The sequence below is a fragment of the Brevibacillus sp. MS2.2 genome, assembly GCF_013284345.1.
Lineage (GTDB): Bacteria > Bacillota > Bacilli > Brevibacillales > Brevibacillaceae > Brevibacillus > Brevibacillus brevis_C.
Window position 1 is genome coordinate 116,715 of sequence record NZ_JABSUZ010000015.1, and the last position, 24,651, is coordinate 141,365.

The 24,651-nt window shown below is 46.6% G+C and carries 23 protein-coding genes and 2 pseudogenes; 18 read left to right on the top strand and 7 right to left on the bottom strand.

The window, feature by feature from the left end:
- Positions 1 to 72: 72 nt before the first annotated feature.
- The 5 genes from HP568_RS15625 to HP568_RS15645 all read left to right on the top strand — a co-directional run bounded on the left by HP568_RS15625 (position 73) and on the right by HP568_RS15645 (position 5,840).
- A complete protein-coding gene (locus tag HP568_RS15625) occupies positions 73 to 1,812 on the top strand; it encodes a peptide-binding protein (protein WP_048034903.1) in 1,740 nt (579 codons plus the stop codon).
- A gap of 86 nt (positions 1,813 to 1,898) precedes the next feature.
- Positions 1,899 to 2,870 (top strand): ABC transporter permease, encoded by a 972-nt coding sequence (locus HP568_RS15630; RefSeq protein WP_016741862.1) that lies wholly within the window; start codon positions 1,899 to 1,901, stop codon positions 2,868 to 2,870.
- Entirely contained in the window at positions 2,867 to 3,847 is a 981-nt protein-coding gene (locus HP568_RS15635) for an ABC transporter permease (protein ID WP_056495304.1), read from the top strand. The genes HP568_RS15630 and HP568_RS15635 overlap by 4 nt, the downstream gene beginning before the upstream one ends.
- Entirely contained in the window at positions 3,823 to 4,869 is a 1,047-nt protein-coding gene (locus HP568_RS15640) for an ABC transporter ATP-binding protein (protein WP_048034901.1), read from the top strand. Before HP568_RS15635 ends, HP568_RS15640 begins: the two co-directional genes overlap by 25 nt.
- Complete coding sequence (locus HP568_RS15645; RefSeq protein ID WP_173629552.1) at positions 4,866 to 5,840, top strand: ABC transporter ATP-binding protein; 975 nt, start codon at positions 4,866 to 4,868, stop codon at positions 5,838 to 5,840. Before HP568_RS15640 ends, HP568_RS15645 begins: the two co-directional genes overlap by 4 nt.
- Before the next feature lie 42 nt (positions 5,841 to 5,882).
- Here the strand turns inward: HP568_RS15645 and HP568_RS15650 are convergent, their stop codons facing one another.
- The gene (locus HP568_RS15650; RefSeq protein ID WP_048034899.1) at positions 5,883 to 6,143 is read right to left on the bottom strand and encodes an alpha-helical endospore appendage domain-containing protein; all 261 of its coding nucleotides are present in this window, start codon (positions 6,141 to 6,143) and stop codon (positions 5,883 to 5,885) included.
- A gap of 204 nt (positions 6,144 to 6,347) precedes the next feature.
- Between HP568_RS15650 and HP568_RS15655 the strand changes: the two genes are divergently transcribed.
- A complete protein-coding gene (locus HP568_RS15655; RefSeq protein WP_173629554.1) occupies positions 6,348 to 7,430 on the top strand; it encodes a DUF5050 domain-containing protein in 1,083 nt (360 codons plus the stop codon).
- 42 nt (positions 7,431 to 7,472) lie between these two features.
- Here HP568_RS15655 and HP568_RS15660 read toward each other — a convergent pair whose 3' ends face one another.
- Complete coding sequence (locus tag HP568_RS15660; protein WP_173629555.1) at positions 7,473 to 8,396, bottom strand: hypothetical protein; 924 nt, start codon at positions 8,394 to 8,396, stop codon at positions 7,473 to 7,475.
- Between the two features lie 505 nt (positions 8,397 to 8,901).
- On the opposite strand from HP568_RS15660, the gene HP568_RS15665 reads away from it, so the two are divergent.
- Positions 8,902 to 9,732 carry a hypothetical protein gene (locus HP568_RS15665; RefSeq protein WP_015893411.1) on the top strand — a complete coding sequence of 277 codons (831 nt, stop codon included), beginning with the start codon at positions 8,902 to 8,904 and terminating at the stop codon, positions 9,730 to 9,732.
- A gap of 12 nt (positions 9,733 to 9,744) precedes the next feature.
- Positions 9,745 to 9,927 carry a hypothetical protein gene (locus HP568_RS15670; RefSeq protein ID WP_007723975.1) on the top strand — a complete coding sequence of 61 codons (183 nt, stop codon included), beginning with the start codon at positions 9,745 to 9,747 and terminating at the stop codon, positions 9,925 to 9,927.
- Positions 9,928 to 10,002: 75 nt separating this feature from the next.
- On the opposite strand, the gene HP568_RS15675 is transcribed toward HP568_RS15670, so the two are convergent.
- Both HP568_RS15675 and hisC read right to left on the bottom strand, forming a co-directional pair.
- Positions 10,003 to 11,298: an MFS transporter gene (locus tag HP568_RS15675; protein ID WP_173629557.1), complete on the bottom strand. Its 1,296-nt coding sequence runs from the start codon at positions 11,296 to 11,298 to the stop codon at positions 10,003 to 10,005.
- A gap of 189 nt (positions 11,299 to 11,487) precedes the next feature.
- The gene (gene hisC, locus HP568_RS15680; RefSeq protein ID WP_173629558.1) at positions 11,488 to 12,603 is read right to left on the bottom strand and encodes a histidinol-phosphate transaminase; all 1,116 of its coding nucleotides are present in this window, start codon (positions 12,601 to 12,603) and stop codon (positions 11,488 to 11,490) included.
- A 229-nt stretch (positions 12,604 to 12,832) separates the two neighbouring features.
- Here hisC and HP568_RS15685 point away from each other — a divergent pair, with 229 nt between their 5' ends.
- Positions 12,833 to 14,290 carry an aminotransferase class I/II-fold pyridoxal phosphate-dependent enzyme gene (locus tag HP568_RS15685; RefSeq protein WP_048035976.1) on the top strand — a complete coding sequence of 486 codons (1,458 nt, stop codon included), beginning with the start codon at positions 12,833 to 12,835 and terminating at the stop codon, positions 14,288 to 14,290.
- 49 nt (positions 14,291 to 14,339) lie between these two features.
- On the opposite strand, the gene HP568_RS15690 is transcribed toward HP568_RS15685, so the two are convergent.
- From HP568_RS15690 to HP568_RS15700, 3 genes are read right to left on the bottom strand one after another with little or no spacing between them, the layout of a single operon-like run.
- Positions 14,340 to 15,425: a GerAB/ArcD/ProY family transporter gene (locus HP568_RS15690; RefSeq protein WP_173629559.1), complete on the bottom strand. Its 1,086-nt coding sequence runs from the start codon at positions 15,423 to 15,425 to the stop codon at positions 14,340 to 14,342.
- 12 nt (positions 15,426 to 15,437) lie between these two features.
- Positions 15,438 to 16,565: a Ger(x)C family spore germination protein gene (locus HP568_RS15695; protein ID WP_173629561.1), complete on the bottom strand. Its 1,128-nt coding sequence runs from the start codon at positions 16,563 to 16,565 to the stop codon at positions 15,438 to 15,440.
- Between the two features lie 2 nt (positions 16,566 to 16,567).
- On the bottom strand, positions 16,568 to 18,088 hold the full coding sequence (locus HP568_RS15700) for a spore germination protein (RefSeq protein WP_173629563.1): 1,521 nt from the start codon (positions 18,086 to 18,088) through the stop codon (positions 16,568 to 16,570).
- 260 nt (positions 18,089 to 18,348) lie between these two features.
- Here HP568_RS15700 and cyoA point away from each other — a divergent pair, with 260 nt between their 5' ends.
- The 9 genes and pseudogenes from cyoA to HP568_RS29540 all read left to right on the top strand — a co-directional run.
- Positions 18,349 to 19,254: a ubiquinol oxidase subunit II gene (cyoA, locus tag HP568_RS15705; RefSeq protein ID WP_048034891.1), complete on the top strand. Its 906-nt coding sequence runs from the start codon at positions 18,349 to 18,351 to the stop codon at positions 19,252 to 19,254.
- 36 nt (positions 19,255 to 19,290) lie between these two features.
- On the top strand, positions 19,291 to 21,264 hold the full coding sequence (locus tag HP568_RS15710) for a cbb3-type cytochrome c oxidase subunit I (RefSeq protein ID WP_173629564.1): 1,974 nt from the start codon (positions 19,291 to 19,293) through the stop codon (positions 21,262 to 21,264).
- Complete coding sequence (cyoC, locus tag HP568_RS15715; protein ID WP_048034889.1) at positions 21,264 to 21,860, top strand: cytochrome o ubiquinol oxidase subunit III; 597 nt, start codon at positions 21,264 to 21,266, stop codon at positions 21,858 to 21,860. The genes HP568_RS15710 and cyoC overlap by 1 nt, the downstream gene beginning before the upstream one ends.
- Entirely contained in the window at positions 21,861 to 22,193 is a 333-nt protein-coding gene (gene cyoD, locus HP568_RS15720; RefSeq protein ID WP_007723955.1) for a cytochrome o ubiquinol oxidase subunit IV, read from the top strand.
- 110 nt (positions 22,194 to 22,303) lie between these two features.
- Positions 22,304 to 22,408, top strand: a pseudogene (locus tag HP568_RS30290) (heme o synthase); the annotation flags it as partial.
- Between the two features lie 64 nt (positions 22,409 to 22,472).
- Positions 22,473 to 22,799: a c-type cytochrome gene (locus tag HP568_RS15725; protein WP_173629565.1), complete on the top strand. Its 327-nt coding sequence runs from the start codon at positions 22,473 to 22,475 to the stop codon at positions 22,797 to 22,799.
- A gap of 15 nt (positions 22,800 to 22,814) precedes the next feature.
- Positions 22,815 to 23,387 (top strand): SCO family protein, encoded by a 573-nt coding sequence (locus tag HP568_RS15730; protein ID WP_048034887.1) that lies wholly within the window; start codon positions 22,815 to 22,817, stop codon positions 23,385 to 23,387.
- Positions 23,388 to 23,457: 70 nt separating this feature from the next.
- A complete protein-coding gene (locus HP568_RS15735) occupies positions 23,458 to 24,414 on the top strand; it encodes a carbon-nitrogen hydrolase family protein (protein WP_173629566.1) in 957 nt (318 codons plus the stop codon).
- Between the two features lie 6 nt (positions 24,415 to 24,420).
- Positions 24,421 to 24,651 (top strand): annotated as a pseudogene (locus HP568_RS29540) (hypothetical protein); the annotation flags it as partial.

Sequence of the window (24,651 nt, forward strand, 5' to 3'; positions counted from 1 at the left end):
AAAAGACAAGTCTTGGGATGTATTTCCCGTTATGGAAAAGGCTTGAAAACACATGAAAGAGGGGGAAATGATTTGAAAAAAGGGAAAGGTTGGTTGAAGCCGTTGGCGTTGCTCTCGTTAACCGGCGCGCTGTTGGTCGGTTGCTCAAGCGGGAACAATGCTTCGCCAGGAACACCAGCACCAACACAAAAACCAGTGGAGCAGGTGGCTCCTCAGGCGACCAGTACGGATGATGAGAAGCCAATAGACGGTGGAACGTTCACGCATTCTACCACGTCTGACATCGTCACGATCAATCCGATTTTTGGAAACGACACAGCATCTGGCGACGTTATGGAGTACACCCAGGCGTATTTGTACAATCGGAACCCGTCTTTTGATTTAGCAGTTTACCCTTGGTCCCTCGCAGCCGAGTTGCCGAAAATAAGCGAGGATGGCCTCACCTATACAATCAAGATGAAGAATAATGCGAAATGGTCCGATGGAACGCCAATTACGGCTGACGACCTGATTTTTACCATTAATGCCATTAAAACTCCTGAGACTGGATCACCAGAAATTACGAAATACGACAAAGTGAAAGAGATGAAAAAACTGGATGATTACACCGTAGAAATCAAATTGACTCAATTGTACGCTCCGTTTGCTTTTGGATTAATGCAAAAGTTGGCACCAGCCCACGTGTTGAAAGATGTACCGTTTAAAGACTTGCAAGCACATTCTTACGGAAAAGATCCAGCCAAGACACCTACTTCCGGACCGTACAAATGGTCAGAGTGGAAACAAAAGGAATTCCATGTGCTAGATGCTAACCCAAATTACTGGGGTGAAAAGAAGCCGCATATTCAAAAGGTTGTTTACAAAATCTATGCGGATCAAAACACACAAGTACAGGCTCTGATGAAAGGCGACGTTGACTTGGTAGATTCCATTCCTGTCACGCAGCTCGAAGCGGTGAAGGCGAAAGGGACGATCAACATTTCGACGGAGCCAGGTCCTAGCTATGAATACTTTGCCTTCAACTTTGACAAGAAGAACTTCCCCAACAACTACGGGTTGTTTGAAGGTCAAAAAACGCGTCAGGCCATTGCCCACGCAATCAATCGTCAAGGTATTATCGACAATATCTTGAAAGGAACCGGAAAAATTATGGATGCACCGTTCCTGCCAGGTACATGGGCAGATCCGGGCGATGCAGCAGTCCATTACGAATATAGTGTAGAGAAAGCAAAACAACTGCTGAAAGAAGACGGATGGGTAGCCGGGGCAGATGGAATTCTTGCCAAAGACGGCAATCGTTTCTCCTTTGAATTCATTTTCAACTCGGGGAACAGTCGTCGTGAGCAGGCAGCCGTCGTTATTCAGCAAAACCTGAAAGAGATCGGAATTGAAGCGAAGCCAAAAGCATTAGACTTCTCGGCTCTTGTCGATCAGTATGCCAACCCTGGTAAATTCCAGGTTCTGTTACTCGGCTGGCAATTGTCTGACCCAGATCCGGATGGCATTTCTACTTTCGGGAAAAAGGCATTCCCGCCTGGCAACAACGCTGGCTGGTACGACAATCCGAAGCTGGATGCGCTGTGGGAAAAAGCTGTATCCACGGTGAAACAAGAGGAGCGTGCAGCGATCTATAAAGAAGTCGGAAAAGAAATCTCGACGAACCTGCCATACGTATTCATGTATCAGTACGGAACGCCACGAGGCATGACTTCTCGCGTCAAATATAAGGATGAGTTTAAACCAGTATCCATGATTCCATATGGGGAGACCTTTGGCTTCCTGAACTGGTGGATCGACGATACCAAAAAATAAGCTCGGCTGGTAGCGGTTAGCAATAGGAAAAGGGGGAAGGGCAGCCTTATGTCCCTTCCCCTTTCAAACGAAAGGAGGATGCTGGATTGACTGAATATTTGGTACGCCGCGTACTACAAGCTGTGCTTGTCTTATTTTTGATCACCGTGGTTTCGTTCGGACTGATGCATGCAGCACCGGGGGGACCCTTAAAAGTCATGCTCTCACCGGGAATGTCCCCAGAAGCACAACTCATCCAGATGAAAAATATGGGGTTGGATCAGCCAGTCTACATTCAATACATGAAATGGGTTGGAAATTTGTTGCAGGGAGATTTGGGCCATACCTTTAAAAATAACGTTCCGGTTGGTGATATTTTATGGCCGACGGTCTGGAATACGTTTGTGCTCATGTCTGTAGCGTGGGGGCTTTCCATGCTGATCGCCATCCCGTGGGGAATCTACAACAGCACAAAGCAATACGGTCTGTCTGACCAGATCGCCTCCATTGTTGCCTATCTCGGATTTGCGATGCCGACCTTCTGGTTTGGGATTATGCTACAGCAGTATTTTGCGATGCAGCTGAATCTGCTCCCATTATCTGACATGTACACGATGGGGAAAGAGGGACAAGTAAGCGACCTCATATTGCACTTGATTCTACCTGTTACGGTGTTAACACTGGTGAACATTGCAGCCTATGTCAAATATACACGTGCTAGTATGCTGGAGGTTTTGGAGCAGGACTATATTCGGACGGCACGTGCCAAAGGGATGAAGGAAAGACGCGTTATTTTCCGCCATGCTCTGCGGAACGCACTAATTCCTGTTGTGACGATCATCGGATTGGATTTGCCGACTTTGGTAGCAGGTGCAGCATTGACTGAGAGTGTATTTAACTGGCCAGGCATGGGGCGTCTGTTTGTGGAAATGGCTGTAGCGCGTGAGTATTCTGTGTTGATGTCGATCACGTTGCTGATTTCACTGATGGTGATTATCGGAAACCTGCTTGCCGATTTAATTTACGCACTGGTTGATCCACGCGTGCAGCTTGGACGTAAAGGAGGCAGGGCAGCATGAGTCAAGTACAGCTTCAGGATGACACTGTCGTTGAAACGAATCGGACAGGAGGGCAGCTTCCGACGAATCCCGTTGGACAAAAACCTCCTGGACTCTGGACAACCGCCGGCAAAAAATTTATGCGGAACCCGTATGCCGTTAGTGGCTTAATCGTACTCCTGTTTTTTATTGGAATTGCTGTGTTTGCCGATTGGGTCGCACCGCATGATCCGGCAAAGATTGATTTTATGATTACCAACCTGCCTCCTGGAACAGAAGGGCATGTGCTCGGAACAGACGAGCTCGGTCGTGATATTTTGTCCCGCCTCATTCATAGCAGCCGGGTGTCTATGCTGGTCGGCTTCAGCGTTGCTTTTGCTGCGGTTGTCATCGGGACGCTGATTGGAGCGATTTCTGGTTATTTCGGCGGCTGGATCGATACCTGCTTCATGCGTCTCGTTGACGTGATGAACTCCATTCCGAGTCTGTTCTTTAACATTCTGGTTCTGGCTCTCTTCGGTGCGGAATTTATCTACATGATCCTGATTTTGTCGCTGACGAGCTGGACAAGTGTGGCACGTTTAGTGCGCGGACAGTTCTTGCAGCTACGGGAAATGCAGTATGTGGAAGCAGCGAGAGCGATCGGCGTTTCACATTGGGGCATTATTACGCGTCACCTGATACGCAATGCAATGGCTCCGATCATTGTGTACGCGACTCTCATGGTTGGTTCGGCCATTCTGTCAGAGTCAGGTCTTTCTTATTTAGGCTTGGGGATTCAACCGCCTCAAACAAGCTGGGGATTAATGCTGAGCAAGGCACAGGAATTTATGCTGGTCGATCCTTTGCAAGCACTTTATCCTGGTCTTTGTATTTTACTCGTGGTGCTCGCGGTTAACTTCGTCGGAGACGGCATTCGCGATGCATTCGACCCACGGAAGAAAAAGAAGAACCCGAAAAGGAGGCTGAACAAGTGGAACGCAACATCCTCGAAATAAAAAATTTGACCACTTGCTTCTTTACGGATGACGGCACGGTCAAGGCCACGGATCGAGTGAGCATCAACGTTGGCAAAGGACAGACGGTGTGCTTGGTAGGGGAATCCGGTAGTGGAAAAAGTGTGACGTCACTTGCGGTCATGCGATTGATTGATTATGCGGGCGGATTTATTCAGAGTGGGAACGTCATGTTTCACGGTCAGGATCTGGCGGCAAAGGACTTGGATGAAATGATGCACATTCGTGGGAACAAAATCGCGATGATCTTCCAAGACCCGATGTCGGCTCTCAATCCGGTGTTTACGGTAGGCGATCAAATTGCGGAGAGCTTGATGCTGCATCAAAATATGAGCCAGCAGGATGCGTTCAAAAAAGCGATCGAGATGCTTCGGCTAGTTGGGATTCCGGCGCCAGAAGTACGAGTGAAGCAGTACCCGCACGAAATGTCTGGAGGGATGTGCCAGCGTGTTGTCATTGCGATGGCCTTGGCCTGCAACCCGGAAATGCTGATAGCAGACGAGCCAACTACTGCTCTAGATGTTACGGTTCAGGCGCAAATTTTGGATTTGCTCAGACGGCTGCAAAAGGAATTGGGCATGTCGATTTTGCTGATCACCCATGACATGGGGGTAGCAGCAGAGATGGCGGATCGTATTGCGGTGATGTATGCAGGGACGATTGTGGAGGAAGGAACGGTCGAACGCATATTTGACGAGCCCCGGCACCCGTACACGATTGGCCTGCTACAGTCCATCCCCGGATTTGAAGGGGAGCGCGGCGGAGAATTGTACACGATCCAAGGCACCATCCCGAGTATTACCCAATTGCCGACGGGCTGCCGTTTTCACCCGCGTTGTCCGCATGCGATCGACAAATGCCGAAAAGAGGAACCCATCTTGCGCGAGGTTGTTACAGGACAACAAGTGGCTTGCTGGTTGAATGAAGATGTCAGCAATCTATTCAGAATAAATCAGCGTGCCAATTCAGTCGCTGGAAGCAAAGCAGAGGTGAACCGCCAATGAACCGGGAATATTTGATCGAAGCAAATCATATCAAAAAGTATTTTCCGATTAAGGCTGGCTTGCTGAGCCGTGTCATCGGTCATGTAAAAGCCGTAGATGATGTATCTTTCGGAATTCGGCCAGGGGAGACCTTTGGGCTCGTAGGAGAATCCGGCTGCGGGAAGTCGACGCTGGGGCGTGTCGTGCTGAATTTGCAAAGGGCGACGAGCGGAGAAGTGCTGTTTGACGGAACCAATATCCATCAAGTGAATAGACAAGAGAATTTGAAGCTGAGACGGGATATGCAGATTATCTTTCAAGACCCGTTTGGTTCGTTGAATCCACGATTTTTGGTAAGCGATATTATTGGAGAACCGTTACGAGTTCATCTGCGTGCATCTGCAAAGGAAATAGATGAGCGGGTAGTCGAGCTGATGAGTCTGGTGGGACTCGATCCATCGAGGCGAAATCGGTATCCGCATGAGTTTTCTGGCGGACAGCGGCAACGGATCGGTATTGCGCGGTCGATTGCACTCTCGCCACGGTTTATTGTGGCGGATGAAGCTGTTTCTGCACTGGATGTGTCCGTACAGTCACAGGTTTTGAACCTGATGATGAAATTACAAAAAGAGATGGGGCTGACCTATCTGTTTATCGCGCATGGTCTGAATGTGGTACGCCATATTTCTGATCGGGTAGGCGTGATGTACTTGGGGAAAATGGTGGAGATTGCACGAACGGACGACTTGTTTGCACAGCCACTGCATCCGTATACGGCGGCATTGTTGTCGGCGATTCCGAAGCCTACTCCGCATCGGCGACAAGAGCGGATCGTCCTGCAAGGGGATGTACCTTCTCCGGCCAATCCGCCGTCAGGTTGTCGTTTTCATCCTCGTTGTGCAATGGCGCAGGAGAGATGCAGCAAGGAGATTCCCGAGCTCATAGAGGTTGGGCAGGATCGCCAAGTCGCGTGTCATTTCCCTTTAGCATAGAGAATAGAAGAAGCCGCCCATCATGGGTGGCTTCTCCTATTCTCAAAATAACTCGATGACGGTAATACTGACATTGGCTGTTTGTACACTCTGGTTGATATTTAAAAGATCGCTGATCGTTGCTGGCGGAGCGGTAACCCCTGGAAGCGTCTCCAGAATAAATTGAAGCTTTTCCCCCTCCGCGTTAATGATATGTCCTAACCCTAGCTCTTCAATAGCAATAGAGGACAATAACAAATGAATCGCGTCGTCACGCGTGAGTGTTATGGTCGGAGTAATATTCGGCAAATTTGCTTGTGACACGGTTATCCCTCCTGAAAATCATAAATAGAACTCGTCCCATTGTTCAAATGTGTTTGTATAGTTTTGTGTATAAATTTCCTGAATATCCATATAAAGGTAGACAAAATGAAATCGTTTTGATACATATAAATCAGTGTTGCCGGATTGTATAGGAATGGGGATATCTCCGCTGTGGCTATATTAGGCTATGAACGGGAGGGATGCATGGTGCACCATAAAGGGAAATGGATGATCAGCATTGCGATGGCAGTATGTCTGATTGTGGTCTTTGGTTTTCATCAACAAACAATGGCGACTGAGCCAACGAAAAAGCCAGTGATAAATGTTATGGGCAGCGATCCTGTCAATATCAATTCAAATCGAAGCTTTGTCACCGTTCAAGGAGAGTGGATTTTTTATAACAACGATGGCTTATACAAAATCAAAAAGGATGGAAGCTCTCTTCAAAAGTTGAGCAGTGATTGGGCCGATAATCTGAATGTGGTAGGGGACTGGATTTACTATACGCGCAATAAGCCTAGGAAAGAAATCTATCAGCTTGAGATGCCCCATTTCGATATCAATGATACGTATGAAGATGTGACGGAGCTCATGAAAATCAAGACAGACGGCAGTTCGAAAACAGTCATCAAAAGTGGAAGCCTTGCGGAAGGGGATCGCAATAACGTACACCAATTGTATGTAGTAGGCGATATCATCTACTACGCAGACGGTTACGGTCCTTTGTACAGGATGGACACGAACGGCAAAAATCAAAAGAAGCTGCTTGATCAGTTTGAGGAAGTTTATTTCTATCAGGATTGGATTTTTTACACCAATAAGAGTGGTCTTCTATACAAAATGAAGCGGAATGGAACGCAAAAAAAGGTCGTAAGCAAAGACAAAGAACTGACCCTTATCGGTCTGTCTGGTGATTTCATTTACTACACAAAATGGGTAAACGATAAGGGCGTCGTCGATGTTTATAAAATCGGACTAAAGGATGGGAAAACCGCTCTCGTCAAGAAAGGGTTGCCTCCAGCAGAAAATCCGATCATTGTCGCCGGGAAGCATCTATACTACATCTCAGAAATAAAGGACGCACATACGGTAGGCAGAATGAATATGACGGACGGCAAGACAACCCCACTGTATCCATTGGGCAGCATTTCCAGTCAAGCAATAAACATCGGAGGAGATTTCATCTTTTTTTACGACTATCAAGGTTCCGATCGTGATAAAAAAGATCTATTCAAAGTGAAACTGGGCGAAAACAAAGTGGAAAAGGTAACCTCAAAGGTGAAGTAAGGATAAGAGCCACCCAAAGAAGGGTGGCTCTATTATTATGGGCTAATTCCTCGGGGAATGAAGCTGATTTCTTTTTCTCTCCCACATCTTGTACATAAGCACGGAGCCAAACATGAAAATAGAAGCGATGAGCGCACCCACGGGCAACATGATTACCATTTCAACCGGAAAGACAAAGGGGAGCAGGGGAAACGCGTATGCGGCTGGGACACGCATGCCAACGATGCGTAACAAAACAAGCATCAAAAGCATGTCTAGCAACGTGACGATTACCCACGAATCAATCGCAAAGTAGAGCAATGTACCGACTGTCGCCGATATGGTTAACACGAGGCCCAGCTTAAAGGCCATCTTGCCGTTGAACATCGGCTTGTGAAGAGATTCATAGACAACGACGAGTATGGGCGGAATAACTGCTAACTGTGGGTAACCAGCTATCCAACATAAACCAATCCACACGAATATCAAAATCAAGAACACGAGCATATACTGATACGGTATCTTCACTTTCTTCTCCAGGCCGTCATTCCATTTGAAGGCGAGAACGCCGAGCATGATAAGAAAGGAAAAAATGACGACGGAGATCATAAAAGACCATTCAACGGCATTCGTGACCAGAGGTAATAAGCCTGTGGCAAGGGATGGTCCAAAATTCGATTGGATGATTCGTAAAAAGAGCATCATGAGTACGAGTGTGATACTGACTTTTCCAAGGTATGGAAAATCTACTTGATTTATCGCAAATCCGATTGCAGCCGTAATTGACGGAGCCACAAAAATTTTAGAAGGCTGTCTGATCCATCCCGGTTCTCGGTATACCCATATGCCAATCGCCATCGCTGCTATTTCTGGTAGAATCACTTCGGGATCATCGAGTATGACGGAAGCGGCTACCATGAGCAAGATAAGCGTTATGGCAATGATAAAGGAAAGAATGGTTTCATTCTTCGCTATCACTGAATTCATTCTGACTAACTCCTTTTCGTTCGGATTATCCTTTATTATGGCAAGAATTGAGGAAGTCAATTGTGCCAATGGAAGCAACCTTGTTTGTAACAAAACCGTCACTAACAGTGGAAAAGCAGCACCTAGAAGAGGGGTCTAAACAAAATCAGAACGGCATAAGGTATGGGGTATTACCAAGACAGATGAAGGTCATGATGAGCATTTCGTGTTTGATAGAGGTGAAAAATGGGCAGACCAATAAGGGAGCGTTTCGTCACGAAGTACACCCAGTATACCGATAGGGGGAATAAGAAATTGTTGAGTTCATTTAAACCACTAAAGATAATCGAAGAGAACAGCAAGATCATACAGCAGACGATACAGTACATAGGTAATCAAAAAGTCAGTACGATTACGATAGAGACGCCTAAAAAACTACCTAAATGTAGGTAGTTTTTTCCTATTTGTAGAATCCAAATATAATGTTAAAATAATGTAAAACTTTACCAGAAGGAGAGGTTTACAGGTGCTAAAGAATCTCGTGCAGAGCCATGTAAAGATTGTTTTTTCTGTTCTTGGCATCTTGTTCGTTCTGGTCTCATGGCTCGTATTTGAATTATTAAAAGGTTTGCTGCCAGATTTGATAGCAGTCATACATAAGTGGATGTTTCAACCGATCGAATGGCTGTTTATCCTGGCACCACCACATGAGGAAAACAAACTAGCTTCATTAGGCTCTGTTCTAGGCTTGTCTATCTTGTATTCCGCCATTTTGGCAGGAATGGTATTCATCGTTTTGTTCATCTGCAACAAGATTAGAGGGAACGAAATCGAGTTCCAGATGGAAGTGAAATATTGCGAGAAAGAATTGGCCAATGCCATTTACAGTTTGGATGGCAGCGGTCAATCAACAGCTATCATTAATGCGAACGCGATCACGTTTATGAAGGCATTTGAAATGGAAGTAAAGACGATTTATGGATTGAAACCGGACGAGCTATGCTGTTATTGGATCGTACCTACGAATAATGACAAGCAGTTTGAAGTGTTTTACTTAACCGAGTTGAAAGATTTTGACACAGTACGTACGCTATTACTGTCTTCCATGCTTCAAGAGGATTGCAGAATTGCCGATAAACAAGTAAAGGGACGTATTCAAAACACGGATATTGAACAATTTGCAATTGTGAAGAACTTTGGTAAGTTCAGGCTTGGATTTGCGGTCGCCGTTTACAAGAATGACACATTTACTCCCGAAAATATGCAGGAGTTCGAGCGGTTGACTACGTATATGTTATTATTAGGATTTGTTACCAAGTTTGTGAATAAGGTCAAAACCTTAAAGAGAGCTAGTTAGGAGTGGGATACGATGAAATTAGCTGAGTTCTTCGCGAAAAGAGGCAACGAAACTGCTGTTTACTCGAAAAATCTCTCTTCCAAGAAGAAGATTCCCAACAGCAAATTTACTCCTGGCTTCGCTAGCTTAAAACAGATTGTAGATGAGCATAGTCCGAATGAGCGACATGATAATAAAGTGGTTGGAGGAAAATGACACTGCCTGTGAGCAGTGTTATTTTTTGTTTCGGGGTACTTGGGATAGAAGAAAAGCCACCTGATGAGGGTGGCTTTAGTTTTGGGAGATCTCTATACTGTGTTTGCTTTTTCTATGGGACCATATCAGGACAGGGACCAGCAACAGCGATAAAACGCCTCCGGCAAGGGAAAGTGTTGCGTAGCTGGCATTGGCGACGACCATACCAGACAGGGCTCCACCGGATGCACCAGCCAAGGCAATCAAGACATCAACCATTCCCTGTGTTTTCGCACGAGTGGCGGGCTGCGTTGCGTCTACGATGAGCGCTGTGCCGCTAATTAATCCAAAATTCCAGCCCAGTCCGAGCAGCACAAGAGCGGTGATGAGTAGCGGCATCGAATCGGCTGGCGCGAAAGCAGCAGTCATGCTGGCTGCAAGTAGTATGACACCTGAAGCATATGCCATTGTAGAGCGACCGATCTTGTCAACGAGTACACCCGTCAAAAGCGAGGGGAGGTACATCGCACCGATATGAAAACCGATGACGATGCCTACTTCGGAGAGACCATGTCCGTGGTGCTTCATATGTACAGGTGTCATCGTCATAATAGCGACCATGACGATCTGCGTCAAAATCATGACGGTGGCTCCCACGATGATTCCCCGGTTGTTGCTTGCGAGCTGATTCTCATTCAGACGGGATGGCGAGCTCTGATCCACCTGTTGTGCTTCCGCGATTGCTTTCGAAACGATGAACGGGTCCGGGCGAAGCAATACCCAAAATACGAGACCAGCGAGGATAAAGGCTGCGGCCCCCAGGATGAAAGGACCAGCCAGTGCGGGGACACCGAAGGATGTAGCGAATCGTCCCATGACTTCCACCAGGTTTGGTCCTGCAACGGCCCCGAATGTAGTGGAGACCATGGCAATACTTACGGCAGTCGCGCGCTGTTTAGGCTTTGCCAAGTCTGTGCCTGCATAGCGGGCCTGCAAGTTAGTAGCGGTGCCAGCTCCATACAGAATTAAGGAAGCAAACAGAAGGACAATACTGTTTGCGACGGCTGCGATAACCACCCCAATTGCGCCAATACCTCCGGCTAAGAAGCCGCTAGCGAGCCCCAAACGGCGTCCAAAGCGTTGAGAGAGTCGACCCACCAGCAATGCAGCGACAGCAGAGCCAAGCGTGAGCAATGCGGAAGGGATGCCCGCGAGACTTTCCGAACCGAGCATATCCTGAGCGAGGAGAGCCCCTACGGTGACACCTGCCGCAAGTCCTGCGCCACCAAAAATTTGTGAGATGACTACAATCCAGAGCGTTCGCTTGTATAGTCTTTGCTGTTTATCTGGGGAGTCGATGTAGCTTTGTAAAGCTTCAGGTTTGAGTGACATCTGATCCACCTTTCTATGGAGAGGGAGCTTTCGTGAAGTTATGAAATTTCAGTCATCCCTTCGTGTGGAATGGACTGGGGAATTTGCATTCAGTATAGTATTGGCGACGGGTAAACACAAGGAGATTTCAGCTTCAGAAACACTTTGCAAAAGCAAAAACACCGGACAATTTCATCCGGTGCTTTTCGTTCATTTTCCTACGATAAGCAATAGCTCACGGAGGTTTTGTAAGAGGATTTGATTTTCTTCCAGCGTACCTACACTGATTCGAATATGCTCCGGTAACCCCCAAGTGTCTCCGTACCGCAAAATGATTCCTCTTTCCAGCAGCTCTTGATAAATCCTGCCTGCGTTTGGCCCCAATTTTGCCAAGATAAAATTAGACATACTCACCGTATAAGGGATATTCATTTCATCGAATGCATCATATAACTGCTTGCGGCCTTTGGTGTTTTCCGTGAGGGATTTTTCAAAATGCTCCACGTCAGAAAGGGCGGTAATGGCGGCTGTTTGTGCCAATGAATTGACGTTAAACGGCTCTTTTACTTTCAGGATTTTTTGGATCACCGATGGATGAGCGACACCAAATCCGACGCGAATACCGGCAAGCGCGTAAATTTTCGAGAAGGTTTGCAAGACGAGAACAGGGTATCCCTGGCGGACAAATTCAATTCCTGTAGTGTAATCGTCAGCCGTTGCATAGTGACTGTATGCTGCGTCGAGTACCACAAGCACCCCATCTGGCAAGTGGTCTAGCAATGCAGTCAAGTCCTGACGAGTCAAATAGGTGCCTGTCGGGTTGTTTGGGGAACAAAGGTAGACAAGCTTTGTTCGATTCGTGATGGCTGCCAAAATAGCAGAAATATTGAATGCATAATCGGCTTCAAGCGGAACCGTTTTGATGACAGCTCCCATGAGATGTGCGCCAAATTCATATTCACCAAAGGTCGGAGAAGGCACGACGATTTCGTCCTCAGGCTCCAAATAGGTTTCGGAAATGAGCTTGATCAGTTCATCACCGCCATTCGTGACGATTAAATGCTCCGGACTTAACTCAAGATGATCAGCCAAGTGCTCCTTCAGCGTCGTTGTATTGGCATCCGGGTAACGATGCAGCTCCGGGAGCGCACTGAGAATGGCGCGAATGATTTTGGGGGATGGGCCGAGAGGATTTTCATTTGAGGCTAATTTAATGATCTGAGAGAGTCCGTACATTTTTTTTATCTCCCAAATCGGCATTCCAGGTTGATAGGATTGTATCTTTTCTAATGTTTTTCGCGATTGTGTCGTGGGCAGTTGTTTCATCTATATGGCCTCCCAAACTTCATGGTAGCAACACTGTAAGGGAAATCTCCAGCAGTGTAACCAGCCAATTCGCGAAAGATGAAACAGACCAATTATGAGGAAGGACACAAATTGGATGGTTCATAAAAGTCAAGATTGGATCATGAAGGAAGGAGCCGCTTCCTTTATAATCAGCCCAGAAACATCACTCATTCAAACAACACGGAAGGATAGTGAGGTGGGAAAAATGTTGATTCAAGGGCAAACGCCGCTCTTTAACGGGCTGAGAAAGCATGCCCAGAAGAATCCAATCCAATTCCATATACCAGGTCATAAGAAAGGGAAAGGGATGGATCCTGAATTTCGATGGTTCATGGGAAAAAATGCACTTTCCATCGATTTGATTAACATTGAACCATTAGACGATTTGCATCAACCAAAAGGAATTATCAAACAAGCGCAGGAATTGGCTGCTGAAGCCTTTGGCGCTGATCACACCATATTTTCTGTTCAAGGTACGAGCGGAGTCATCATGACCATGATTATGGCGGTATGTAATCCCGGCGACAAGATCATCGTGCCACGGAATGTACACAAATCTATCATGAGCGGAATTGTTTTATCGGGCGCGACTCCTGTCTTTTTACATCCAGAAATAGACCCTGTTTTCGGGATCTCACATGGAATTACACCGCAAGCTGTGGAAAAAGCATTGGAGCAGCATCCCGATGCAAAGGCAGTTCTCGTCATCAATCCAACCTATTTCGGAATTGCCGGTGACTTAAAGAGTATCGTTCAAATTGCGCATGCCAGAGGAGTGCCTGTACTCGTAGATGAAGCGCATGGCTCACATGTTCACTTCCATCCCAAGCTTCCCCTGTCGGCGATGCAAGCTGGTGCAGATATGGCAGCAAGCAGTATGCATAAATTAGGAGGCTCTCTGACGCAGAGTTCGTTGTTGAACATTCAGGGAAATCTCGTCTCGATTCAGCGTGTACAAGCAATCTATAGCATGCTCACGACGACATCCACCTCCTATTTACTGCTTGCTTCGCTCGATGTGGCGAGAAAGCGGTTGGTTACATCCGGGAAAACGCTATTGGATCAAACGATTCAGCTAGCAAACGAAGCACGAGCACAAATCAATAAAATTAATCATTTGTACTGCATTGGGAGAGAAATTATCGGGACAAATGGAGCGTTTGCTCATGATCCGACCAAGCTGGTCATCTCGGTAAAAGACCTCGGCATTACGGGATATGAAGCTGAAAAATGGCTCCGTGACCGCTATAACATTGAGGTAGAGCTATCTGACCTGTATAACATCGTTTGTATTATCACACCAAGTGATACGAAAGAAGATTTGCAAATCCTTGTCTATGCCTTGGAGGAGCTGGCTGCCGGGTCCGAGGATCAAGGAAACAGAAAAAGCCGCCCGAAGATGCAGCTTCCAAAAATACCGGTGCTCGCTGTCACCCCGCGTGATGCATTTTACGCACCGACAGAGATGATTCCTGTCGAACAATCGGTGGGAAGAATTATCGCGGAGTTTGTCATGGTATATCCACCAGGTATTCCGATCTTTATCCCGGGTGAGATCATTTCGGAAGAGAACCTCATCTATACGAAGAAAAACATCGAGGCAGGTTTACCTGTACAAGGTTTTGAAGACCCCACGCTTCAAACCATACGTGTCATCAAGGAATAACCAAACAAGAGGAAAGGCCGCCTTGGGTTGGCCTTTTTCTTTTGCTTACTCAAGGGTTCTCTAGCGTTTTACCCCCTTTGATCCGGAAGAGAATCAGCAAAAAAATCGGCAGCAACAGAAGCACGTATCCATACCTGTAATAGGAGTGATTGGCCTGCAAGAGTTGTTGATGATTGGAAAACAAGAGTAATGACATGAAAAGTGTAACCAAACAGACAGGTACGCTCAGTTTTTTATAAGTGGTGGAAAGAAGAAAGGCAAGACATTCACAGATGGCATATAAAAATACCGCTACCCGGATGAAACAGCCTGCTGTCATCGTATATAAGCCATAAATGTCTCCGCGGCTTATAAAGCCCATTTTTATTTGTCTGACTGTATTTTGCACGGGCCAGTCCAATTTTTCCGAGAGGGGCAGCCCAAATACAGCAATGGCACTCATCAGCATCGATGCGCCCAAAAAGACGTTGAATAAAATAAGAAAGGAGAAGCCATTGAAGTCATGACGCACTCCGACCCATTTTGTCTGAAGCAGGAGGACTAAGATCAATTCCCCCCACAACGCAACATAGTAAAGCGAGCCCTCCAGAGCAGGTCCCCACCCATGGTCGAGGATCGGCAAAATACGGGCGTAATCCTTTTCTTGCATGAGTGTCAGTCCAACTAGCGGTCCTGTGATCATCGTCAACAAAAAAAAGATAACGGCTATTCTAGCGATGGATTCGATGTTTCTTTGGAGACTGAACCAAATGAGAAGCATGAAGCTCGTTCCGATAGCCCAGAGAGGCGTCTCCGGCAAAAAGGTTATTTTGACGAACTCCTCCAGACCGCGCATCGTCGTAGCGGAAGCAAACAGAAAATAAGCGAGTAAGATTACACACAAAATGACAGCTGTTGCTCTACCGGCTTTTTCTTCAGTTCCTGTCAGCAACGAGTTGCTTTGAAGCTTCCTTCGCAGAATGCTCAACAGCAGAACGAATACAATACCTGAGGGAATGCTGATCAAAGCAGATATCCAGCCGTCTCTGCCAGCGGTATGAATCAGTGGTTCGATTAAGAAGACGTGTCCCATTATGGGGAGACTTAATGCTTGGATTGAGACCCACTGAAATCTTGAAATCGTGCGGACGTCCAACCATCCCACTCCTTATTTTTCGCCAAGTTGCTCTGCCAGAAGTCCATTTAAGAGGAGCTTGCTCTGGACGTTCACTTTTACGTCTAGTTCTGAAAAGCGAGCGGGCCATTGTTCTTCCCAGGTTTTCCACACTTGTGGATACGCCCGATGCACATATTCATGAAAGCCAAAAATATCGGCCTTGTTTTTTTGGGCTACTGCTACAGCCTCATGGATTTCATCCCTAATGACATGATTGATTTTTGTCTGCAACCATTCATACGTCTCGGTGTCTATTGGAATGGGATGATTGAGACTTCCGATATATCCGTGTGGATGGACAGTCACCTGGATGTATAACTGATTATTTTCGAGAACGGGACGGATTTTTGTTTTGGAATCCACTATCTCGATCGATGCGTATTGTCCCTGCTTCTTGAGTGGAACGATGACAATCGTGCTTTTTATTTTCCCCGTTGTCCACAGTAATCCGCGTACCTGTGTCTCATTGATTGAAGCGATCGCTTTTCCGCCTTTGATAATGACAGCTCTAGCTTCACGGCTTTCTTTCTTCGATTGGATTGGATGACTGATCGGCAGATAGCCTACTTTCTCTTTACTCGCCATCATGCGCATAAGATCGAGTGAACGTACGGGTGGATATTTGCCAATGGATCGATTGGATATCATTTTTTCGTTGATTTGCAGCGGCTGGATGTCGTTCGTATTTCCTTTTGAGTGCAGGAGAGATTCCGCTTTTCCTTCGACATAAATGACCCAGTGACGCCCGGATAATTCCTGATCACGAAAAAATAAATCAAGGGGACCGATGATATCCTTTTTGGCTGCGTCAGTGCCAATCGCTACGTATTGCATTTGATGATAGCTAAGCTTGTACCCCGAGTACTCGATCATATTTCGGGCTGCATCTAACATGGTATAGCCTGTCGATTGGATAATCGCGCTTTTTTCCGCAGCGCCTCCTGCATCCGTTTTTCCACTGCTTGGCTTCATGACGTTCACAGTAAGGACATAGCGGCCTTCCTCGTTCAAGTCGATTCCTATTGCCGTGACAAATCTTGTCTCAGTGAGCTCGATGTTATTCCAGCATCCCCCTAAAATGACAGTCAGCAAGCCTATCACAGCGGTTAGCGTCTTCATGATCATTCTCCCTTTTGCTTCTTCAGTGGGAAAGGGGTAGCACCAGAGCTTTGTTTGATAAACCAAAGTGGAAGGCGAATAAAGAAGTCCTTCCAATCTTGCAGTTTCAAAGGAGCTAAAGGAGCAAGATAAGGTATCCCAAACGAGCGGAGATCGCACAAATAGATAGTGACCAGATAAAAGACGAGAAAATTGCCGTACAATCCAAGCACCGAGGCGGCAAATATTGAGACAAATCGCAGAATGACTACCACATCAGAAATGGCAGGGAAAATAAACGAAGTGATGGCTGACGCGGCAATGACAATAACCGTCGGTGCCCCAACTAATCCCGCACTAACGGCGGCCTCACCAATGACTAAAGCTCCTACGATGCTGACAGCTTGTCCGATGGGGCGAGGCATGCGGACCCCAGCCTCACGCAGCCATTCATACACGATCGCCATAAGAAGCAGCTCGATGGGTAAAGGGAACGGAACCCCTTCTCTGGCATTGATAAAACTGAACAACAACGTCGGGGGAACCAAATCCTTGTGAAAATTTTCGAAAGATATATAAAGAGACGGGAGAAATGCTGAGACAAAAAATGCTGCATAGCGAAGCAAGCGCAAAAAGCTGGCGTAGAAAGGGCGGGAATAATAATCCTCCGGGTTTTGAAAAAACTCTTGAAACGTGGCTGGTACCATGAGGGCCACTGGACTGCCGTCCACCAAAATAGCGACACGCCCCTCCAAAATCTTCGCTACCAGGATGTCCGGTTTCTCACTGTTGAAGATGGTTGGGAAAATAGAAAACGGTTCGTCTTCGATCCATTGCTCGATATAGCCGGAGTCCAAGATGGCATCCATTTTTATGACAGATAGGCGTTTTCTCACCTCATCGACCAATTCTTCCTTCACAATTCCTCGGACGTAGGCGAGACATACTCTTGTGTTCGATTGTGTACCAATCCAGTAGGTTTCAATTTGGAGATTGGGATTGTGATATCTTTTGCGAATGAGTGAGAGATTTGTGTCAATCGTTTCAATAAAGCCTTCGCGTGGCCCACGAATGACTGCTTCTTTAGAAGGCTCTTCTACGCTTCTTTGTCCGATTGATTTGGCTCCGATAATAATGCATTGTGCTTGGTTATGAACAAAAAGCACGATATATCCGCGTGCAAGCTGTTCGAGTACTTTTTCGAGTGTGTTTTCCTTCCACGCCATCGAGACATGCAGAACAGCATTCATCATATGATCAATCATGCCCTCGTTGAGATCGCCAACGGTGTTCATCAAGGGTCTAATAATATCCCGATCCATTACGTCTTGATTCGTCATACCTTTTAGGAACAGCAAAGATGCTTGTTGTGATGGATTTGTCCCAAGCCAAATGGTCCGGACGGCTAGATCACTCGTGAACCCAAAATGACTCCGAATGGTGGTAACATTTGCTTGAAGATCCTCCTGTAGGGGAGTTTCTTGTGGTTCCTGGTTCTGTTTGATTTGGTGGATGGATAGCTTTCTCCGAAACTTTTTGATCACGTAGCTTCACCTAATCAGCAATGAGATGGAAGTGATCTTAGCGTACCCATCGATTTCCAATTCCATTCGACTAGATAAGGACCTTCTTGCATGAGAAGGGCTTTTTTATGTCCAAAAAGTGTCTAAAATGCTGCGGAAAATTGAACATGGCTGGTTGATCCACTTTGTCATTGGCTGGTGACACTCCAATGGTCCGGCTTTAGAGTAAGACTTGTTTCAATAGTACCCCGTGCATGGTGATAGGAGATGAGGACAAGGACATGAAGACGTCCAAGACAGTACGCTGTATGTCATTTTTGTTCATGTTCATCCTGCTGTTCTTGACGACCGGTTGCGCTGATAACTATATCGTGCTCGATCCGAAAGGACCCATTGGTGAACAGCAAAAGGACTTAATGATTTTATCCACGCTTTTAACGTTAATTGTGATTGTTCCTGTACTAATTCTTACTTTTGTCATTGTATGGCGATACCGTGACAGAGAAGGAAGAAAGGCGAAGTACACGCCTAATTGGGAACACAGTACGAAACTGGAAATCATTTGGTGGGGCATTCCCATCATCATTATTACGTTAATTGGGATCGTGACAGTTCGGTACACGTATTCGTTGGAGCCATCCAAGCCGTTGGAATCCGAGAAGAAACCGATCACGATTCAAGTGACGAATTTGGATTGGAAGTGGCTGTTCCAATATCCTGAACAAGGGATTGCCACTGTGAACTACGTACAGTTCCCAGAGGATACGCCAGTACGCTTCGAAGTGACATCTGACGCCCCGATGAATTCATTCTGGATTCCACAGCTTGGCGGTCAGATTTATGCCATGTCCGGTATGTCTATGACTCTCTACCTGCAAGCAGATGAGCAGGGTGAGTACATGGGATCTGGTGCGAACTTTACCGGAAAAGAATTTGCGAAGATGTTCTTTACAGCGAATGCGACTTCCCAAGAAGACTTTGATCAATGGGTGAATCAGGTGAAAAATACATCCCCTGCGCTAACGCTGGATGGTTACAAAGAGCTGACCAAACAAGGAACATCGGATGTGCGCTATTTCTCCGCTTTCCCTGAAGGATTGTACGAGATGACGGTGACCAAGTATGCTGCTTCACACAATCACGGCTTATCTACGAGAGTGCAGCCGCCAGCGCGGGTGAAAGAATAGTCGCTTGAATTTGAAAGAGGGAGGAGAGAGACAACGATGTGGGAGAGTGTAAAAGAATTCGCCTCTGAATTTTTCGTAACAGGCGATCCACTTATTTACGGTGCGGACGTCAGCATTGTGCTCAGTATCATCGCAATCGTATCGGTGCTGACTTACTTTAAAAAATGGGGATGGCTCTGGCGCGAATGGCTGACAACTGTCGATCACAAGAAGATCGGTATCATGTACATTCTCGCTTCCGTTCTCATGCTGTTTCGAGGAGGGGTAGATGCTCTCCTGATGCGGGCGCAGCTCGTTATGCCTGAGATGCAGTTTTTGAGTGGGGATCACTACAATCAGATTTTTACAACGCATGGCGTCATTATGATTCTGTTTATGGCGATGCCGCTTATGTTTGGTTTGTTCAATGTCATCGTGCCGCTGCAACTCGGTGCACGTGACGTAGCTTTTCCGTTTCTGAATGCGCTCAGCTTCTGGCTGTTTTTCTCAGGGGCGATGCTGTTTAACCTGTCCTTCGTCATTGGGGGTTCGCCGGATGCAGGATGGCTGGCTTACCCGCCGTATTCGGAGCTAGCCTTTAACCCGGGACCAGGTCAGGATTTCTACATTTGGGGGATTCAGATCTCAGGTATTGGTAGTTTGATGACCGGGATTAACTTTATTGTGACGATCTTGAAAGTGCGTGCTCCTGGTATGACTTTGATGAAAATGCCGATGTTTTCCTGGTCGGTTTTGTCGAGTTGTATCGCGATTGTTTTCGCATTCCCAATCTTGACGGTTACATTGGCACTGCTGTTTATCGACCGCTATTTGGGTGGGCACTTCTTCACCTTGGATGGCGGCGGTAATCCGATGATGTACATTAACTTGATTTGGATGTGGGGTCACCCGGAAGTTTACATTATCGTTTTGCCAGCGTTCGGGATTTTCTCCGAGATCGTTGCGACGTTCTCACGGAAAAAGCTGTTTGGTTACAAATCCATGGTATTCGCCATGATCATCATTAGCGTTCTTTCGTTCCTCGTATGGGCGCACCATTTCTTCACAATGGGCTCCGGTGCGGACGTCAATGCCTTCTTCGCGGTTACGACGATGTTGATTGCGATTCCGACGGGTGTGAAAGTGTTTAACTGGCTGTTTACGATGTTCCGAGGAAAAATTACGTTCGAAACACCGATGCTGTGGACGGTTGGGATTATCCCGAACTTCGTCATCGGTGGGATGACGGGTGTCCTTCTGTCCGTGGCACCTGCTGACTTCCAGTATCACAACAGCTACTTCCTCATTGCACACTTCCACCAAGTGATCATTGCGGGTGTCGTGTTTGGATTCTTCGCGGGCTTGTACTACTGGTGGCCGAAGATTTTTGGCTTCAAGCTAAATGAGCGTATTGGCCGTTGGGCTTTCTGGCTGTGGAACATCGGGTTCTACCTGTGCTTCATGCCGCAATACGCATTGGGCTTGATGGGTATGACACGTCGTATTTACACGTACGGCTGGGACAAGGGCTGGTTCGAAATGAACCTGGTATCGACGATTGGTGCCGTAATCATGGGAGCTGCATTCCTTGTCCAAATTTGGGACATTGCACACAGTATCAAGCACATGAAGAGAGATACAACAGGAGACCCATGGAATGCTCGTACACTGGAGTGGTCGATTCCTTCTCCAGCTCCGTTCTATAACTTTGCCGTAATGCCGCAGGTAACGTCTCAAGATGATTGGCATGAAAGAAAGCTGCGCATCGAGCAAGGCTTGGAAAAGCCAGCGAAAGTAGAGCTGGAACCGATTCATATGCCGAAAAACTCCGGTATTCCGATCGTGATGTCTATGTTCTGGTTCTTCGTCGGATTCGGTTTGATTTTTGACTGGCTATGGATGGCTGTACCAGGATTTATCGGTGTAATTGCGTGTATGGTTGTTCACTCGTTTAACTACGACACGGACTATTATGTCACGGTGGAAGAGATTAAACGTACAGAGGCAGAAGCAGGGAGGGTGATTACGTAATGGCTAATGTGAATGCTGGACACCATGATCATCATCCAGACCAAGAGGAATTGCGCACATTTGCCTTTTGGATCTACCTCATGACGGATGTCATCTTGTTTGCTACCTTGTTTGCGACTTATATCGTACTGCAAGGTAGCACGGATGGTGGTCCAGGTCCAAAAGAGCTTTTTCAGATGAATGGTATTTACGCGAGTACGTTTATTTTGCTGACCAGTAGCTTCACGAGCGGTCTTGCGATTCTCGCTATGAACAAGGGGAATCGTCTTGCTCTGATGAACTGGCTGGGAGTTACCATATTTTTAGGAGCGTCCTTCCTGTTCCTAGAAATCAATGAGTTCATTCATATGGTTAGTGAAGGCGCAACGATTGGAACGAGTGCATTCCTGACTGCCTTTTACACATTGGTAGGAACACATGGATTACACGTGACGCTCGGTATTGGGTGGATGATCATCGTCATCATGCAAATCGCGAAGCACGGTATTACACCCGTAACGAAACGAAAAGTAAACATCATCAGCTTGTTCTGGCATTTCCTTGATGTTGTTTGGATTTTCGTCTTCACCATCGTGTATGTGATGGGGGTGAATTAATTGAGCAAGCAATCTGTGCATGGCACGACAGAACAACACGGCGGTCATGGTTCCCTGAAATCGTATGTGATCGGTTTCGTCTTGTCGCTTGTATTAACGATCATTCCCATCTTGGCCCTAGAGAACGGCTGGTTGGATAGTGATAAACGACTCATCATCTATTTGGTAGCGGCTCTGTTCCAGTTTATTGTCCAGTTATTCTTCTTCATGCATCTGAAAGAAGAGGATAAACCACGTTACAACTTGATGTCGCTTTTACTCGGGTTGTTTATCGTATTCCTTATCGTGATCGGCTCCATCTGGATCATGATGTACAACATGGTCGCACTATAATGAGCAGCTTGATCAAAAAATGACCGGTACGAAAGACTGACCACTTGCTTGCGGACCGACTGAAACCTGGGTGCGTACTGCTTGTACGCCCTGGTTCTCGGTCTTGCGGGAGTGGCTTTCCTCTCTTTCCGGTAGTGAAGGGAATCAAGCGAACCAAGCTGCAAATGATTCCGTACGTGGTGCTGCTGCTAACAACCGTAACGATTATGGTAATGGATACAGCAGGCCGTCCCTTTTTGTAAGGTACCGTTATTCCCGTCTGAAAGGTAGGGGGGTTCTGTGAAAGCCATTAAGTATCTCATGATTGGTTCCCTGTTCTTGGTTGCAACTGCATGCAGCAATGGCGCAACAGAAGAGCAAACAGAAGTTGCAGATGCAGAGAAAAGTGCGATGAAGCTATACAAAAATAATTGCATGAGCTGCCACGGTAACGATTTATCCGGTAGGGTGGGTCCAGGCTTGCAGCAAGTTGGCTCGAAAATGACGGAGGAAAACCTCGTTGAAATAATTACGGTCGGCGCAAATGGCATGCCTGGTTATGAAAAAGTGCTCAGCGCCGAAGAAATCGGCCAGTTAGCGAAGTGGCTCTCTGAGAAAAAGAAATAGGAGAGGGGCGGTACAATGAAAAAAACAGCTTGGTTGATCATGCTCAGTATCCTGATGGTTTTGGTAACTGCGTGTGGTCCAGCAAGATATGATTACAACTATCCGGTTAATGAATTTGCTTATACGGACCAGGAAGGGAAGCCTTTTTCATCGAAAGACTTGGACAATAAGGTGTGGGTTGCTAACTTTGTCTTTACGTATTGTGGAACCGTTTGTCCGACGATGACAGCAAACATGGCTGAATTGCAGAAAAAAGCAAAAGAAACTGGCGTTGATGTGGAGTTTGTTTCCTTCTCGGTTGATCCAGAAAGAGATACGCCAGAGGCATTGAAGTCATATCTGGGCAAATTCAATGCTGACTTCTCCAATTGGCATGCATTGACTGGCTATGGATTTGATGAGATCAAAACGTTTATTCTCAAGTCATTCAAGACTCCAATAGAAAAGGACCCTAATTCCGATCAAATCATCCACGACACGTTTTTATACTTGGTCGATCAAAAGGGAACAGTGGTTAACCGTTACGAAGGAATGACGGACGTGCCTTACAATCAAATTATCGAGGATATTAAATTGTTGCAGCAGTAGGGGAGACCCCTAGATACACCGAATAGTAGGAGAACAAGCGAATTTCTCTAGGAGAGCAGGGGAGGTCAATATGTCTAATCCGCAACAAAACGTTCGAGTTGCTGTTGTTCAAGCTGCTTCTGTCATCATGGACCTTGAGGCAAGTACGGAAAAGGCGGTTTCACTGACACTGGAAGCAGGAGAAAAGGGAGCGAAAATCGTTGTTTTTCCTGAAGCTTTTATCCCTGCGTATCCGAGAGGCCTTACTTTCGGGACAAAAGTAGGCAGTCGTTCCCCTGAGGGGCGTAAAGACTGGTTTCGTTATTGGGACAATTCGATTGTCGTCCCGAGTGAAGAGACAGACAAGCTCGGGGAGGCAGCGCGCAAGGCGGGCGTGTATCTCGTCATTGGTGTGATTGAGAGAGACAGTGAAAATAGCGGTGGCACCCTATATTGTTCCGTCCTATTTTTCGGACCAGATGGTGAGTTGCTCGGCGTGCATCGCAAGCTGAAGCCGACTGCATCCGAACGGTTGATTTGGGGCGAAGGGGACGGAAGTACTTTGCCGGTATTCGATACTCCTTACGGTAAGATCGGGGCTCTGATTTGTTGGGAGAATTATATGCCGTTAGCACGAGCAGCAATGTATGCAAAAGGCGTTCAAATCTATATCGCACCAACAGCAGACGCGAGGGATGCATGGCAAGCTACGATCCGCCATATCGCATTGGAAGGCAGATGCTTCGTCTTATCGTGCAATCAGTACGTAACAAAAGATATGTATCCAACTGATTTGGCGTGCTACGACGATCTGGCTTCTTCGCCAGACGAGATGAGCAGAGGTGGAAGTGCGATTGTGGGGCCATTGGGTGACTATATCGTCGAGCCTGTTTTTGGTCGGGAGGAGATTCTCTACGCTGATCTGGACATTCGCGAAATCGCTTATAGCCAATTTGATTTTGATGTCGTTGGACATTATTCGCGACCCGATGTTTTTACGTTGTTGGTGAATGAAGAGAAAAAAGAGAATGTGAAGTGGATGAAGTAAGTCCGTTTGAAAAATGCAGAAGACCTCCATTGCTTGATAAAAGCGGTGGAGGTCTTTTTTAAAAGTTGCTGTGGTGGGGGAAGAAGCGCATTTCCAGTCTACGCTTCGGCCTACGCCCCGCAAGGGGTCAAGACTGTCCGCTTCGGAATAAATGGCGGGAGCGCTTCAAACGTAGAAGTTTCGAAGAAGTATTTCATAAGTTATCATGAACGAGGACAGCCCCTATTCGTAACTTCG